General features: G+C 56.8%; 13 protein-coding genes. 7 read left to right on the forward strand and 6 right to left on the reverse strand.

Annotation, left to right across the window (positions count from 1 at the left end):
* Positions 1–3: 3 nt before the first annotated feature.
* Both QQL54_RS02825 and QQL54_RS02830 read right to left on the reverse strand, forming a co-directional pair.
* A complete protein-coding gene (locus QQL54_RS02825) occupies positions 4–2,568 on the reverse strand; it encodes a [protein-PII] uridylyltransferase family protein (protein WP_284387316.1) in 2,565 nt (854 codons plus the stop codon).
* A complete protein-coding gene (locus QQL54_RS02830; RefSeq protein WP_284387318.1) occupies positions 2,501–5,845 on the reverse strand; it encodes an autotransporter family protein in 3,345 nt (1,114 codons plus the stop codon). The genes QQL54_RS02825 and QQL54_RS02830 overlap by 68 nt, the downstream gene beginning before the upstream one ends.
* 194 nt (positions 5,846–6,039) lie before the next feature.
* Here QQL54_RS02830 and lspA point away from each other — a divergent pair, with 194 nt between their 5' ends.
* The 4 genes from lspA to QQL54_RS02850 all read left to right on the forward strand — a co-directional run bounded on the left by lspA (position 6,040) and on the right by QQL54_RS02850 (position 9,892).
* Entirely contained in the window at positions 6,040–6,576 is a 537-nt protein-coding gene (gene lspA / locus QQL54_RS02835) for a signal peptidase II (protein WP_284387320.1), read from the forward strand.
* A gap of 90 nt (positions 6,577–6,666) precedes the next feature.
* Positions 6,667–7,212, forward strand: coding sequence for a DUF3035 domain-containing protein (locus tag QQL54_RS02840; protein WP_284387323.1), 546 nt, complete (start codon positions 6,667–6,669; stop codon positions 7,210–7,212).
* Positions 7,213–7,272: 60 nt separating this feature from the next.
* Positions 7,273–9,108 carry a DNA mismatch repair endonuclease MutL gene (gene mutL / locus QQL54_RS02845; RefSeq protein ID WP_284387325.1) on the forward strand — a complete coding sequence of 612 codons (1,836 nt, stop codon included), beginning with the start codon at positions 7,273–7,275 and terminating at the stop codon, positions 9,106–9,108.
* A gap of 4 nt (positions 9,109–9,112) precedes the next feature.
* Positions 9,113–9,892, forward strand: a complete 780-nt coding sequence (locus QQL54_RS02850; protein WP_284387327.1) for a tetratricopeptide repeat protein — start codon at positions 9,113–9,115, stop codon at positions 9,890–9,892.
* 85 nt (positions 9,893–9,977) lie between these two features.
* Here QQL54_RS02850 and QQL54_RS02855 read toward each other — a convergent pair whose 3' ends face one another.
* The 3 genes from QQL54_RS02855 to QQL54_RS02865 all read right to left on the reverse strand — a co-directional run bounded on the left by QQL54_RS02855 (position 9,978) and on the right by QQL54_RS02865 (position 11,732).
* Entirely contained in the window at positions 9,978–10,130 is a 153-nt protein-coding gene (locus tag QQL54_RS02855) for a hypothetical protein (RefSeq protein ID WP_284387329.1), read from the reverse strand.
* Positions 10,131–10,197: 67 nt separating this feature from the next.
* Positions 10,198–10,752 (reverse strand): 16S rRNA (guanine(966)-N(2))-methyltransferase RsmD, encoded by a 555-nt coding sequence (gene rsmD / locus QQL54_RS02860; RefSeq protein ID WP_284387331.1) that lies wholly within the window; start codon positions 10,750–10,752, stop codon positions 10,198–10,200.
* The gene (locus tag QQL54_RS02865; RefSeq protein WP_284387333.1) at positions 10,749–11,732 is read right to left on the reverse strand and encodes a pseudouridine synthase; all 984 of its coding nucleotides are present in this window, start codon (positions 11,730–11,732) and stop codon (positions 10,749–10,751) included. Before QQL54_RS02865 ends, rsmD begins: the two co-directional genes overlap by 4 nt.
* 27 nt (positions 11,733–11,759) lie before the next feature.
* Here QQL54_RS02865 and tadA point away from each other — a divergent pair, with 27 nt between their 5' ends.
* Positions 11,760–12,254: a tRNA adenosine(34) deaminase TadA gene (tadA, locus tag QQL54_RS02870; RefSeq protein WP_284387335.1), complete on the forward strand. Its 495-nt coding sequence runs from the start codon at positions 11,760–11,762 to the stop codon at positions 12,252–12,254.
* Positions 12,251–13,258 (forward strand): DMT family transporter, encoded by a 1,008-nt coding sequence (locus QQL54_RS02875; protein WP_284387336.1) that lies wholly within the window; start codon positions 12,251–12,253, stop codon positions 13,256–13,258. Before tadA ends, QQL54_RS02875 begins: the two co-directional genes overlap by 4 nt.
* Here QQL54_RS02875 and QQL54_RS02880 read toward each other — a convergent pair.
* A complete protein-coding gene (locus tag QQL54_RS02880) occupies positions 13,219–13,968 on the reverse strand; it encodes a TSUP family transporter (protein WP_284387338.1) in 750 nt (249 codons plus the stop codon). The two genes, QQL54_RS02875 and QQL54_RS02880, sit on opposite strands and share 40 nt — an antisense overlap.
* Positions 13,969–14,042: 74 nt before the next feature.
* On the opposite strand from QQL54_RS02880, the gene xseA reads away from it, so the two are divergent.
* Positions 14,043–15,431 (forward strand): exodeoxyribonuclease VII large subunit, encoded by a 1,389-nt coding sequence (gene xseA / locus QQL54_RS02885; protein WP_284387341.1) that lies wholly within the window; start codon positions 14,043–14,045, stop codon positions 15,429–15,431.
* The last annotated feature ends 55 nt before the right edge of the window (positions 15,432–15,486 follow it).

Raw genomic sequence — 15,486 nt, forward strand, 5'->3', positions numbered from 1 at the left:
GCGCTACGTCAGCCAGCGGATCGGAACCATAGTTTCGCCGAAGGCCGGAGTTGGATAGTCTGCAACAGCGGATATGACGCGGCTTTGAAGCGCGCTTTGAAGTTCGGGGAGCGCATCCGGAAATCGCGCGGCGTAGCGCTCTGGTACGCTCTCGATAGGGGCCCCTGTCAGACCGAGTAGCCGCTCCCAATAGATGAGTTCAGTCCAGGCCTCACGGGCGTCGATCAATCGCTCTTCCCCAGTCAGGACGGCGACGGCGTCCCAGAAATCTGCCATCATTAGGCCGCCCCGACGAAGTTTCGTATCAAACCGATCTGGGGGTACGTCCCGGATGCGCTCGTCAGCAATCTTACCCCACATATAATGCGCATCCGAGATCAACTGTTCTTGGTCACGCGGACGGGTGAGTGTGTCGGACAATACGGCCTCAACCTGTTCGCTCAACTCAGGCGTTCCCGCCACGACTCGTGCGGGCACAAGGGCGATATGCTCCCAGCTGCGCGCGGTTTCGAGATGATGGCGTTCAAAAGCTGAGACCGTCACAGCAGGCGGTCCCGAGCGTCCCGAAGGGCGTAACCGCATATCGAGCTCATAGGCGATACCCTCGCGCAGAGGAGTCGTTATGATGGTTCGCAGACGCCGAACCGCCTTGGTTGCCAGATCTCGATCCACCCCGTCCTCGAACAGGAAGACCAAATCAAGGTCGGACTGGGGCAACATGAGACGCTGACCCAATTTCCCAAGGCCGAGAACAGCGATAGGTAGGTCGGGTTCTCCGAGGTCGTCGCGCGCAATGGTCAAGGCGGTTTCGATGGCGCGTTCTGCCATGCTTGTCAGCCCGTTAGCGAGACCACGCCAGTCCAACTGGCCGTTCAGAAACCCATGATAAGTTTGGAACAGGCCTTCATTCACAAACCGACGAAGCCGTTCCAACCTGGTCTCGTAATCGGTCTCCGCCAGAACGAACCGTGCGCTCGGCGGGGATGGGTCGAGAAACGTATCGATAATGTGCGGCGACTGTTCCAGTAGGACCGACATGTGCGGGCTATAGAGTAGGGGATCAATCAACGCATCGAGCAGCGCAGGATTGGTCGCGAGTAGAGACAAATATTGTTCAGAGCGTGAGAGCTTGTTCAGAAAACCGTCGATCCGTTGTACGGCCAAGTCCGGATTTTCGGCTTGCGAAACACGACGGGTCAACGCTGCCCCCAGCGGCTCTAGTCTTCCGCGCTGGGTCGCTCGAACACCTTGGCGGCGAAACCCGGATGTCCAATCATCAATGATGGGTTGCGAGGCCTCTGAGAAAATTGTGCTCTCCGATGGTGTATCCGAGGCGTCCTCAATCTCAAACATGGCAGTGAAACGGTGATGGACTTGCCGTCGATGCGACGTGGTTCTGTCCATGAGTGAATGCTGGTCTTCCCCCATCAATTCGGTGAGCTTAGCCCACGCCGCGTCAGTGTCTGGCAGGACATGTTCATGGCCATTGCGCATCATCTGCAAGGCGTTTTCCAACTGGCGGTGGTCACGATAGCTCTGCATGAGCGCCTCGGCTTCCGCCCGTTCGAGATGGCCTTCAGAGGCCAGAGCATCAAGCGCGTCGAGCGTATTGGTCGTGCGCAATGAATAGTGCTTGCCGCCCCAGATAAGCTGTTGGGCATTGGTGATGAATTCGATCTCGCGAATGCCACCTGTACCGAGCTTGACGTTAAATCCGAAGGGTTGGTCGAGGATCGGCTCGCGCTGTTCGCGTTCACGCTTCAACCGGGGATGCTCCAAATTGATCCTGGATTTCAGTGCGGCCAGTTCGTCAATCGTTCGGAAGTCCAGATTTTGTCGCCACAAAAAAGGTGACAGTTCGGCGAGGAACTGGTTTCCCGTGTCTCGGTCACCCCCCACGACCCGAGCTTTAAGAAGGGCCAATCGGTGCCAAGGCAGGGCTCGAAAAAAGTAAAAATCCGCGGCCCGCTGTGTGCTCATCGTCAGGCCGGAGACGGAGGCTTCTGGCCTTAAACGCCAGTCAACACGATAGACGAAATCCGGATCATTGGGCGGCATCAATATCCGCGTCATCCGCTTCATGACCCGGTCGAGCACATAGGCTTGGCCCTTGGCCTTGGAGACGGGAAGATGATCAGGATCGAAATAGGTGATTAAATCTATATCGGACGAAAAATTGAGGTCATGCCCGCCGAGCTTGCCGAGACCGAGAATGAAGACACCCTCTGGCGTGCCGGGCAATTTTTCGTGGGTCCAGGCCGATTGCAGGGCCACATTAATCGCCCGATCCGCGAAGGCGCTTTGTAATTGACCGAGCGCCGCATAAGGCCGGGCTTTGCGCAACGCTAAATATGCCCATCCAAGGGCGAAGCGGGCTTTAAGATCGGGTAAGTCTTCGGCGCTGGCAGCGTTAAGCGCCGCAATGGCGTCGTCCGCCATATGGTCGTCCGGCTCGCCAAAACGCTCGGCGAGACCGGATAGATAGGGACTATGCGAGAGGCTAGAAGAGCAGCCGGACAACAATGCGACCCGTATGACGGATGAAGCCGTCGCGAATATCGCTGTCAAAGTCGAACCCGACCGATGAGAAGCCTGAGCCTGCAGCAACGCTGAAGCCGACTAAGATGCCCGAAGACGGGAAGTCTGCGGAAATGGTCTCGGCCAGGGCTGCATTATTGATGCCTGCAAAGCTGTAGCTCGTCAGGATCGGGTCAGACAGGAATTCATTGCGATAACCGACGCGGATCGATGGTTGGATCCAGGTCCTTTTTCCTTCAAATTTCGCGCCGAAATTCAGCAATCCAGAAACGGAACCGAGCTCGGATGTACGTTTGTCGACAGATAGAGCCACGCCGAGATCGCCAGCTTCCTCGTAGGCGTCTTCGGTGAGGCGAAGATAATCGAGACTGATGACGGGGCGGGCCCAGAATTTCTTGCCCATCGCAATGTCATAGCCTGCGCGCAGTGACCCTGACACATGTGTCCCGTCCCATTCGCCGGAGCTCTCTCCCGTGAAAGTGCCGACCCGGACGCGGCGGTTTTGCTCAAACTGGTTGAGGCCACCACCCACATAGGCGTCGATGCCAAGATTGCCAGACGCGAAACCGGCATAAAGCCCGGCTAGAACGGTTGTGACATCCAGCGGTTCATCGATACCAATCACGTCTTCGATTTCAGTCGAAGCAAAGCCAAAATTCACGCCAACAGCGTGAAACGGCCCAAGTGCTGTGTCTAGACCGCCAGTGAAGCCAAAGCCTTCCCCGCGATATTGTTCGGATAGACCTGCAAGATCGCGGTCAGCAAAGTATGCGAATTCTTGAATCCAAGCGCCACCGGGTTTGTCGGGTGAGCGTCTTGCGGCGTCGAGATGGTTAGCGACCGCGCCGGTCGCGCCGTCGGAGTTTGCGACAACAAATTGACGCGAGGCAGCGGCGAATTCTGGCAGAAGCTGGTTGTACGCGGCGTAGAACTCGCTGGCTGTCGATAGGTTTGCGACTTCATTGCCGAGGTCGCGGTTGTTCTGCAACGCCTGCAAGGTTGCGCCAAAAACGGACTCGCCAAGGCCGATTTGCGTCGGGTCTAAGCCGAGGGCCGAGGCTTCACGCAGGTCAACGGTAATAACGAGGGTATTATTGTCGGCTGAAAACGCCGTATCGAACAAAAAGCTACCATCATCCGCAGCGTTCAACGCGTCGATATCGTCAACCGTTAGGTTTGCGGCGGTCGCCAGATCAAAACTAGTTCCACTGCTGCCCACTGTATCGGCATTAATGATGTTACGAAGGATTGGATTGATTTGCGCGCCGTTGGCAAAGCTGATCGCGCCGCTGGCTTGTAAGGTGGACGCTCGACCGGTGTCGCCGTCAATGACAGGGCTGAAAGTCGAGCCATCGCCAAAGGCAGCAGACGTGATCGAAACAGGCTCACCATTGGTGATCGCCAAAATCGAATCGACAACGTCAATCTCAAGGCCGTCTTGATTGGTAATGCTACCAGCAAAGTCTGAACCATTCAGGGACAGCACATCATCGCCAGCCCCGAAGTCAATATTGCCAGCGATCAACCCCGCTGTACTGGTGATAGAATCATTGCCTGACCCAAGCCGGATGTCACCGATGGTCTGCGGTACGAGAGGCACGACATCATCGTCTGGGTCTGTGTCGATGAGCGCTTCCTGCAAGAAGGTCACGCCGCTCGTATTGTTCGAGAGGTCGAGTGCGATGAGTGTGAAGTCAGTCTCTTGATTGCCATCGGCGTCGGAATTGCTGCCGACAGCCGTTAGAGACCCACGGTTCACGACATTGGAGAGAGTTCCTGACGCATCCCGTACAACAGTCGCTGTCCCATTTCGCCCGACGAGAATGGCCGTCATGACACTATCATTCACGAGCGAGTTCATTTCAGCGGTCGCGCCGATGTCAATCGCCGTGGCGATAACAGGCCGCGGCGAGGGAATATTGTCAGCGTCAAAATAGACTTCGTCGGACGCTTCAGAAGCTTGCGCAATTATAACGCCGGTGTTGTTGAGACGTTCTGCAATCGCATTGTCGCCCAGCACAATCACCCGTGCTGTACCTGTGCCTAAATCGACGCCCTCAATGGGGCGTTCAACTGCGCCGACAAAGGTGGCAACTCGCATTGTTCCTGAATTGCGGATCCCGCCTTCCAGAGTTGCATCGGAGACGGATAATACGGTCGCGTCAAAATCATCATAGATGCCGGCAGCGGAAATGGTCCCAAGGTTGATGAAGGCGTAGAGTTCATCCGCGTCAAAACCATCGGCGGCCGGGTCAGTGATGGCCGAAACGGTTCCGACAGAAATTGGAGTGCCGTTACCATCGACAAGAATAGCAGGCGCAGAGCCGCTTTGCGTAATGTTGCTAACCGCGACGATCCTTGTGGTTTCAACACCGTCCGCGTCGGTTGATGTGACCGTCCGTGTCGTCAGGTTGATACCGCGTGCAATATTTCCGCCAACCGAGATGGCAGATCCAGCTTGGCCGAGATCCTCAGCGGTAAGGTCGAGCCGGTCAGCCGTAGAGTTGGGGTCAAATGGGATACGGTTGGTAAAACGAAAGCCTGTATTTGAAATCGTGCTGCTTGATGCGAAACCCCCACCAATATCTGCGCCAATGTCGAACGCAGCAGAGCCTGTACCCGCAATATCGACCACTCCGGCACTGGACACATTGCCTGTGACGTTGCTGCCAATCCGGATACCAGCGCTTTCATCACCCCGGACTTGGATCCGTCCTTCTGTCGTCAGGTCGCCATCTAGACCTGCGCCAAGGGGCGTGTTCGATAGATTGATAGCATAGCTTTGATTGCCTTCGACCAGGATGATCGACGTCTCTTCCAGCGTGATGTTGCCGGTAAAGGGTGACGCGCCTGAGACAAGAATGCCGGTCCGACCTGTGCCTGAGGCAAAAGGCGTATCCTGCAGCGGATCATCATCTGTGTTGGCTTGTTCGAATGTCTCGTCGACTCTGATGGTTCCAACGTGAGTAAAATTGCGATCTGCACCGCCTTCAAGCAACACACCGGTTGAGCCATCGACATCAGTAATCGTGATCACACCCGCATTGGTCAGATCATTGTCGGAATTCAGTGTTACGGCTGGGCCCTCATCCGTGAGGGTAACGGAGCCAGCAGCCGTGATAGTGACATCCGATGGTGTGCCGCCATCCCCTGCTGTCGCGGTATCTACAGGCGCCGTTCGGTCATCGGCAATTTCGACTTGAGCGATCGCCGGAGACGCAATCAGCAAGGCAGCACTGCATAGCAGCGACGACCAGAGCGGGCGTTTTATAGAGCCATCAGAATGGGGGCGGGTTTGGCGAGCCATGTCGTTGTATTCCCTGCAAGGCCTGTCCGCCGGTGATCCCGGCGCGTTCGTGGACACAGCGAGCCTTAACGTGCACATCTCGCCTCGCCAATGAAAGAATGGTCATCAACACAGTTGAATGTGTATTCAGTTAAGTCAGTCTGCAATCGACTGATGCTTGATGTGGCGGTCAGGGCGTGGCAGGCCGCCGCGTCATGAGCGTTATGGACAAACTCCGCCAAATTCCACTTGGGTATGGGCTATGGTTGCCAGCTGGCGTGGTTATCATTGACCAAGTCACGAAATGGGCCGCCACGCGCGCTTTTGATAAGACCATGAGCGTATGCGCGACTGAGCCTCAGATTAATGTCACACGGGAAATCAGCCCCATCGTCGATCTCTCCCTTCTTTGTAACGAAGGCGTCAGTTGGGGGTTGTTACAAGGCGATTCGCCGCTGAAGCGCTGGGGGCTTCTGTTGTTTGCGATCATTATGGTTGGCGTTCTGTTGAGTGCGCTCGCTAGCGCTCGGGATGCATTTTCGCGGCTGTCGCTAAGCCTCGTTATCGGCGGCGCGGTCGGAAATGCGATTGATCGCGCCCTGTTTGGTGCGGTCACAGATTTCGTCAACGCGTCCGATATTGGGTTCAATTATGTGTTCAATGTAGCCGATTCGGCGATCACAGTCGGCATCATCGGTCTTTTGCTGGCTTTGGTTCGCGACTGGCTAGCGGAGCGAAAAGCCAAAAGCTGAATGGTTCTCGCTGTTAAATGACGATCTGCTCACTTGGCGCGCGCGACCCGGGTCGCTAAAGGCACACGTTGTAACTTACGGGATTATCTCATGTCGTTGAAAGCCAACACAGCTCTGATGGCCGCCGCTGCGTCCATGCTGGCCCTCTCAGGATGCGCCTCTGCGTCAAATGCACTGGGCCTGCGCAAGGATGCACCAAACGAATTTAACATCCTGACCAATGCGCCTCTGATTGTCCCGCCGGAGTATAATCTTCGTCCCCCAGCGCCCGGCGAAAGCTCACTGCTCGACAATTATTCCCAACAATCCGCGCGTGAAGCGCTGATGGGCGAAGTGGATCCGACAGAGCCGACTCGCGGCGAAATCGTGTTGCTGACGCGTGCCGGTGTTGGTCGCGCGGATCAGGAAATTCGCCTCAAGATTGATGGCCAGAATTCAGTTGAACGTAAATCGACCTCTCTGAGCAACCGCATTCTATTCTGGCGTGATGGTCAGCAGTTTGATGGCGAAGGCAATCCCGTGCCGCTTGATGCTGAATCTGAGCAGCAACGTTTAGACTCAATCAGTCGTGTTACCGGTGGCGGCGAAGTTCGCGTTACGCGTCGTCCATCACAGGCGAAGCTTCCCGGTCTCTAAATCGTTTCATTGTGCCTCGCTGTGGCGGGGCGCTTTGAATCAGCCTAAGGACGCGACCTGATGTCTCGTCCAACCATCCAGAAACTGCCAGCGCAGACCGTCAACCGCATCGCGGCGGGCGAAGTCGTGGAACGTCCGGCTTCAGTCATCAAAGAACTGGTCGAGAACGCGATTGATGCGGGCGCGCAGCAAATCGACATTCGTTATGAAGACGGTGGCCGGACCCTGATCGTGGTGTCCGACGATGGTCACGGGATGAGCGCGGATGACATTCCGGTCGCACTGGAACGCCATGCTACCTCGAAGTTAAAACCATCTGACAAGGGGGAGTGGGATCTCCTGAACATCGCCTCATTGGGTTTTCGGGGTGAGGCGCTGCCATCTATTGCGTCGGTCTCGCGCCTAACGCTGACCAGTCAGGTTACCGATGCCAATGAAGCGGCAGAAGTCCGGGTTGATGGCGGTATTGCCAGTGCGGTGCGCCCGGCGCCCCGTCTTGGATTGCCGGGGACTCGGATCGAAGTGCGCGATCTATTCTACGCCACGCCGGCCCGACTGAAGTTTCTCAAGTCAGAACGGTCTGAGTCGCTCGCGATTTCGGACATTGTTAAACGCCTCGCCATGGCCAACCCGAGTGTCGGCTTTACGTCAGGCTCGCAGGTCCGGACCTCGATCAAACTCCCCGCTCAGACAGATAGCGATGAGGGTCGTTTGGCTCGTCTTTCAAATGTTCTGGGCGATGCATTCGGGCAGAATGCTGTCGCTGTCGATCAGACGCGCGACGATATCCGCCTGTCTGGCTATGCAGGACTGCCAACCTTTTCGCGCGGCAATACGCAACATCAGTTTCTGTTCGTTAATGGTCGCCCGGTTCGGGATCGGCTGCTGCTTGGTGCGATCCGTGGGGCTTATCAGGACTTTCTGGCGCGGGATCGTCATCCGGTCGCCGCGCTTTATCTCGATGTCCCGCCGGAACAAGTCGACGTCAACGTTCATCCGGCGAAGACCGAAGTCCGGTTCCGCGCGCCCGGCGTTGTGCGTGGCCTAATCGTCTCGGCTTTACGTCGCGCCTTGGCCGATGCGGGCCACCGCGCCAGCACAACCGTGTCTGATTATGCGCTGGGCCGGATTCAGGCCGGGCAGGGTGCTTATGCTTATCAGCGCGATTACTCGCCTCAACCTTTCGCCGCTCCGCCGCCGGATATGCAACAACTACTCGATGGGCAAAGCGCGCGGGTTGAAGTCCACGATGCCCCACTGGCTTTCGATCCTGCGACGGGCGAAGTGCCTGCACAGCCACAACAACCATCGCAAGATTACCCACTCGGTCTGGCCCGCGCGCAACTGCATGAAACCTACGTCGTGGCGCAAACGACGGACGGTATTGTGATTGTCGATCAGCACGCGGCGCATGAGCGGCTGGTCTATGAACAGATGAAGCAGTCGATGAGTGGCAAAGGCGTGACGCGTCAAGCGTTGCTGATCCCTGACATTGTTGAACTCGGGGAGACAGATGCCACGCGCATATTGGCGCGCTCCGAAGAACTGGCCGAAATGGGTCTCATGCTAGAGCCCTTCGGTGTTGGCGCTGTGCTGGTCCGTGAAACGCCAGCTTTGTTGGGCAAGGTCGACGCACAAGGCTTGCTTCGCGATCTGGCCGATGATCTCGCTGAATATGACGAAGCCCTCTCGCTTAAGGAACGGTTTGAACATGTGTGCGGCACGATGGCCTGCCATGGCAGCGTCCGGGCTGGACGCCGCCTGATGGCCGAAGAAATGAACGCGCTCCTCCGTCAGATGGAAGCGACCCCGCATTCAGGCCAGTGTAACCACGGCCGTCCGACCTATGTGGAACTAAAATTGGCAGATATCGAACGGCTATTCGGGCGGCGCTAAGACTATGGGTTTGATTTCAAAAAATAATTTGAAATTAGTCGCCACAGAATATGCCCCCATGCTTGTCGGATTGCGCATACCTGGGTTTGTAAAAATACATCTACGCTATCTTTTCAGTAATCCCTTTATCTGGGGGGTTCTCTTCCTTGCGCCTTTCATCATCGGTTTGTTCACAGTCTCTAGTTTCAGCCGGAATGTTTTGAAAACGAACCCGAGTGACTGGCAGATTTTTCTGATCGTTCTTTTCCTGATTGCGCTAGCCTTCTACTTTGCGGAACGGAACCGGACCTTCCGCGTGATTTATGTCCGTGCGATACCTACCATGGTCATCATAAATGGTGTTTTCATCTATATTTTCGATGTGGGATCGCTCTTCGGCGGGTTGGTCGTTTTTTCGGTTTTAGCGCTTTTGCCCGCCTGGTTGTTGGGGAAGCTGTCCATGGGGATGGGCTACCGGATGTTGAGCAATGGGGCGGATCGCAGTTACCGACCTGGTCGCGATTTCTACATGGATGGCCAGTATGATGAGGCCTTAGTTCATCTCGAACGCGCTGCCAAACGTGGCCATATGAAGAGTCTCTATCTTCTCGGCCATGCGAATGAACACGGAAATGGTCTTGAGCTAGATCGGATCAAAGCGGCCTGGCTTTATGAAAAGTCGGCAAAAAAAGGATACAGACGGGCCCAAATCGCATTTGAGTCCCTGAGCGCATCATTCAGCGTGGAGGAAAAAGAAGCTTTTGAAAGCGACTTGGCACCCTCTGGGATCAATGATCTATTTTAGGATTGAAGCTAGCGGATATTGAGCGGTGTCAGCCTAGGTGTCGTAAGGCCGCGCTGACGAGGTAGTTGCTGCCGCTCTGTGCTGGCTAGACAAATAGGGGCGTGTCGTCTTCCATTGACGCTACCAGCGAGGCCGGAAATAGGTTCGCCTGAATGTCTTGCTCAATGTTTTGCGCATCGCCCTGTCGGGTTTCTTCCTTCATCATCAACACTGTTGCTTTTTCAATAAGGTCTTTCACCGTTTTATCCTCCCATCTCTGAAGCTTATCACAGAAACGGAACGATCTGGTTAACGGCGCGCCGGCCTTACGCTTGCCTCATAAATAGCACGCGTGACGTACCCCACACCTTGTCGGATAGGACGTCCCAACCTTTCGGTTCGATCTCGGCCTCGCGGGTCTCTTCTAGGATGACGATGCCGTCCTCCGCCAGATATTGTGGCAAGCGTCGCAAGACTGGAGACCAGAGTTTTTTGCCGTAAGGCGGGTCCATAAAGACGTGAGTAAAGGGTTTAGGGCGGTTGCCAGGCGCGAGCTTCAGTTTGGTGGCGTCAAATCGGTGGATGCGTGCTTCTTCGCCTAGACCGAAATGATCGAAATTACGTCGGATTGCGGCGAGGGCCTTCGGATGGCGTTCCACGAAGACGCAGAACTCGGCCCCGCGGCTGAGCGCTTCCAGCCCGAGCGCACCAGAACCCGCAAAAACATCCATGACAATCCCGCCGTCAAGCGGTGGGGACCACGGGGCATGATCGAGAATATTAAAGATCGACTCGCGTGTTTGATCGCTGGTCGGGCGCGTATTGCGCCCGTCCGGCGTGGCAATGGTTCGCCCCCGGTGATCGCCTGATACAATTCTCATCGGCGCGTTGGTTTCGGGCGGTTTGCGTTGGGCCGGTTCGAACTCGATCGGTTTGAACTGGGATGCGGTTTACCCTGCCGGGCAGCGCCCTTCTTTGGCGGCGGACGTTTAGCATTTTGCGCCGCGGTATCCTTGACCTTCGGACCCTTATTATCGCCAGGTTTTACGTCCTTGCGAGCTTTGGCCGATGCGTGGGTGCCTCGTTTAGGGGGCCTGCGTTTATGTCGATCTTGTTCTAGCGGAATTTCGATCAAATGACCGAGTTGATCGCGGATGGTCTTGCGTTTGACCTCTTCGACGGCCCCGCGTTGTAAGGTCAGCAATTGGAACGGGCCGTAGCTCGTGCGGATGAGCCGATTGACGCGAAGATCAAGGGTTTCCAGCGCGCGTCTCACTTCGCGGTTTTTGCCTTCGCGGATCACGACCTGAACCCAGACATTATCGCCGCGTTCGCTTTCTAAGGTCGCTTCGATGGGACCGGTTTTATGACCGTCAATTTCGATCCCAGCCATGAGCGTGTCGAGTTTCTCCTGCGTGGTCTTACCATAGGCGCGCGCGCGGTAACGGCGGCTAAATCCAGTGCTGGGCAGTTCTAATTGCCGCGCAAGTTCGCCGTCATTGGTGAGCAGGAGGAGCCCTTCGGATGTGAGGTCAAGTCGACCGACGCTAATCACGCGCGGCATCTCTTCCGGCAGAACGTCAAACACTGTTTTGCGTCCGCGCTCGTCTTTGTGACTGGTCACGAGGCCCGGCGGTTTGTGATAGCGCCAGAGGCGGGCTGGCTCTTTTGGGGCCAGCGGTTGATCGTCGACTTCAATTCTGTCTTTGGCGGTAACTGTAAAAGCGGGCGTCGTCAGACGCTTACCGTTGACGCTTACGCGACCGGCTTCGATCATCCGTTCAGCTTCGCGACGCGACGCGACGCCTGCGCGGGCGAGCCGCTTGGCGATCCGCTCAGAACTGTCTTCTGGCTTGACCATAGGTCTGTCCCAACACACAGCGCGACCATGACCATTCATGACAGCGACCGGGCTGCCCCCGATTATGCGCATATGGACCGCGCCTTGGCGCTAGCGCAAGCAGCGGCTGCGGCTGGCGAAGTGCCTGTTGGTGCCGTTATTGTGGATGCGGACGGACAAATCGTGGCAGAAGCGGCCAATGCACCCATCGCGCTGCATGATCCGACGGCACATGCCGAGGTGTTAGCGATCCGCGCGGCCTGTGAAATTGCTGGCAATTACCGCCTGCCGGGCCACACACTTTATGTGACGCTGGAGCCTTGCACCATGTGCGCGTCAGCTATCGCCAATGCCCGGATTGCGCGGGTGGTTTATGCAGCCACCGATCCGAAAGGCGGCGCGGTTGAAAGCGGCGTACGGTTCTTTGACGCGCCGACCTGCCATCATCGCCCTGAGATCGACGTAGGTTTGAAAGCTGACAAAGCCGCAGACATGCTGCGCGCTTTCTTCCGTGCCCGCCGCCAAGGAAAACCCAAAGCGTGAAGTCCAATTTTCGTGAAGTCCAAAGTGAAGCCGCACTGGGCGATGCGGCGCTTGCGAGCGCTGAGACACGAGTGGACGGTGTTGGAATTGCGCTTGGCATCACCGGTGCCGTCCTATTTTCGATGAAGGCCGTTCTGGTGAAGATGGCCTATGGCGTTGTCCCTGATTTACCCGCCGTGACCTTGATGGTCCTACGTATGGGGCTGTCATTCCCAGTCTATGTCGCCATTTTGTTGATCGCGCGGCGTGCAGGTGAGGGCCGGATTGGCTGGCGAGAAACAAGCGCGGCCATGTTGGCCGGGATGCTTGCCTATTATGTCTGCACCTTCCTTGATTTTCAGGGCTTGAAACATATCACCGCGCAGCTCGAACGCTTGCTGTTGTTTACCTACCCGGCCTTTGTCGTGATCTTTGGCGCGCTGTTTTTCGGAGGGCGGATTACGAAGGGTGGTTTGGCGTCTGTGGCGCTGGCCTATTCGGGTCTGGCCGTCGTCTTTGTCGGTGGCGACATCACCCAATCAGACAATCTCTGGCTCGGTGTTGGGCTGGTCCTCTTATGCGCGGCCTTGTTTGCGCTGTTTCAACTGATCGCCAAGGGCTTCGTCGATCGAATCGGCGCGCGCGTCTTCACATGCTTAGCGATGATCGGCGCGGCGACAGCCCTGATGGTCCATTTCCTTATCGCGAGCGGCGGCCCGTCGGGCATGATCGAGGCGCTGCGCCTGCCGCGCGAACTCTGGGCCATTGCGGTCGTCTTGGCGCTATTCTGCACCTTAGTACCGAGCTTTTTCATCAATATGGCGATTGGTCGGATCGGCGCGCAACTGGTGGCGATCCTCGGCATGGTTGGGCCGCTGGCCACAATTATTGCCGCTATTGTCGTGCTAGGTGAGCCGTTCGGACTTTGGGACGCGGTCGGGACGTTGATCACCCTGTCAGGGATCGCGCTTTATACGCGGCTCGGTCAGAAGAAGCCCAATAAGGCCAATCCGCGCCAGACATAAACGCCGCCAATCACGGTGACGAGGATGCGGGTATAACGCTTGAACCCAATGTCGGAAAACCGACGCAACAAACGCGTACCTATAAAGGTGCCGCCCATGACGGCGGGCACGGCCAAGGCAAACACCCACCACGGTGGGAGTCCCGCCAGACCCGCCCCACGTGCGAGCGGAATTCCGAAATAAATAATCTTGACCAAATGGCTGGCGAACATGGTCACGGCCTTGGTCGCAACAATTTGTTGCCGGGTCAGCGTGGTCTTGACGTAAAAGAAATCCAGCGCCGGTCCCGCAACACCTGCGGACAGGTTGAGGCCCATCACCATCGCCCCACATAGAGCCGCATGGGCGGGTTTCTGCGCATCCCCTGCTAACCAGTGTTTGGGCAGCCAGAGCAGGAGCGGCAGTAGGCCGAGCGCGAGGTAGAGCTGCGCCTTTGACGGCAGGAAGCTGACCGAAAGCATCAATAGCGCTGCGGGGAGTGCGCCCAGAGCGGTCCAACCCAGAATGTCCCAGCGCACATTATCTTTGAGGAGGAAGGCTCTGTAGCTGTTGGAGACAGACTGTACGGCGCCGTGAACCACCATCGCCTCAGCTACGCCAAGGAAGACCGCGATCACGCCCATGAAGATCAACCCGCCCGCCATACCGAATAGCCCGGAGACAATGGCGGTCACGAAGGCGGCGGCAAGGATTATGGCGAAGGGATTCACGTTCGCGGCTTAGTCTGTTCTGACGTGATAATCCAACCTTGTCCGGGGCGACATTGGCGGTAGAGAGACAGCCTGTGACCAATACGCCTGAATTCACCGTCTCGGAACTTGCCGGGAATATCAAACGCACGATTGAAGGCGCGTTTGGGCGCGTTCGCGTTCGCGGCGAGCTCGGTCGTGTGACGATTGCTAAATCCGGACATTGTTATCTCGATATGAAAGACGACCGTGCGGTCATCAATTCGATCATTTGGAAAGGGACTATGTCCCGCCTGTCTATGCGTCCCGAAGAAGGCATGGAAGTGATCGTCACCGGCAAGATGAGCACCTATCCGGGTCGGTCCAACTATCAGCTCGTCATTGAGAGCATGGAACTGGCCGGAGAAGGCGCGCTGATGGCGCTATTAGAACGGCGCAAGAAAGCGTTGGCCGCTGAAGGCTTGTTCGCGGCGGATCGCAAACGCGCATTGCCTTTTATGCCCAAAACAATCGGTGTTGTGACATCCCCAACAGGGGCTGTAATCCGCGATATTTTGCACCGGATCTCGGACCGGTTTCCGGCCCATGTATTGGTTTGGCCTGTGCTGGTCCAAGGCGACAAAGCGGCTCAGCAAATTGCGGGTGCCATCACGGGCTTCAACCATGCGGACGGGTTTCCGAGGCCGGACGTTTTGATCGTGGCGCGCGGGGGCGGGTCGCTGGAAGATCTCTGGTGTTTTAATGAAGAAATCGTCGTCCGCGCGGCGGCCAATTCGACCATTCCTCTGATCTCCGCCGTAGGTCATGAAACGGACTGGACATTGATTGATTATGTGTCTGACCAACGCGCGCCAACCCCGACTGGGGCGGCTGAAGTCGCAGTGACGGTCCGGGATGATTGGCTAGAAACGCTCGCTGATATGGGGCTTCGCCTCACGCGGGGTTTGCGGCGCAGCGTGAAGGATCGAGAGGTTCGGTTAGGGGGGGCGCGTCTACCCAACCTCAATTCTGTTTTGGGCCCTCCGGCACAACGACTGGATGCGGCGCGATTGCCGTCTTTGGCGCGGTTGCTCGATCCTAAACTCACGGTGCTAAGCGCGTTGGGGTCCAGGCTTACCTCCAGTGGGGCTGCGCAGCTTCGCCGCCGCGTCGATACGCAATCAAAAGATTTGTCGCGCGCCACAGCGGTCCTCGGCGGGGCGGTTCAACGGAATTTGGATGATAAGGCGCGGCAATTGGACCGCGCGGCGTCATTGCTGAGTGCCTATAGCTATCAGGGCGTCTTGGCGCGGGGTTATGCCCTCGTCACGGATATGGATGGCGGCGTCATTCGGTCGGCAGACGCGCCCCAGCCGGGCCAATCCGTGTCGCTTACTTTCGCAGACGGGAAGCGAGCCGCAGTGATTGATGGGGCGACAACGCGTAAGAAAGTGACGAAGACACGGAAAACCAAACCGGACGAGCCGCAACACTCTTTATTTTGATTAGAGCTATTCTGAACCGGGCTGTTTTAATTCCGTCGCCTACCCACTATGTCGA

Origin of the sequence: Algimonas ampicilliniresistens (genome assembly GCF_030159955.1) — a bacterium.
Classification (GTDB): Bacteria; Pseudomonadota; Alphaproteobacteria; order Caulobacterales; family Maricaulaceae; genus Litorimonas; species Litorimonas ampicilliniresistens.

Bases quoted from the DNA above. Each gene is read 5' to 3' on its own strand.
- QQL54_RS02850 (WP_284387327.1), top strand. From the start codon at position 9,113: ATGGGTTTGATTTCAAAAAATAATTTGAAATTAGTCGCCACAGAATAT.
- QQL54_RS02830 (WP_284387318.1), bottom strand. From the start codon at position 5,845: ATGGCTCGCCAAACCCGCCCCCATTCTGATGGCTCTATAAAACGCCCG.
- tadA (WP_284387335.1), top strand. From the start codon at position 11,760: ATGACCATTCATGACAGCGACCGGGCTGCCCCCGATTATGCGCATATG.
- rsmD (WP_284387331.1), bottom strand. From the start codon at position 10,752: ATGAGAATTGTATCAGGCGATCACCGGGGGCGAACCATTGCCACGCCG.
- mutL (WP_284387325.1), top strand. From the start codon at position 7,273: ATGTCTCGTCCAACCATCCAGAAACTGCCAGCGCAGACCGTCAACCGC.
- lspA (WP_284387320.1), top strand. From the start codon at position 6,040: ATGAGCGTTATGGACAAACTCCGCCAAATTCCACTTGGGTATGGGCTA.
- QQL54_RS02865 (WP_284387333.1), bottom strand. From the start codon at position 11,732: ATGGTCAAGCCAGAAGACAGTTCTGAGCGGATCGCCAAGCGGCTCGCC.
- QQL54_RS02840 (WP_284387323.1), top strand. From the start codon at position 6,667: ATGTCGTTGAAAGCCAACACAGCTCTGATGGCCGCCGCTGCGTCCATG.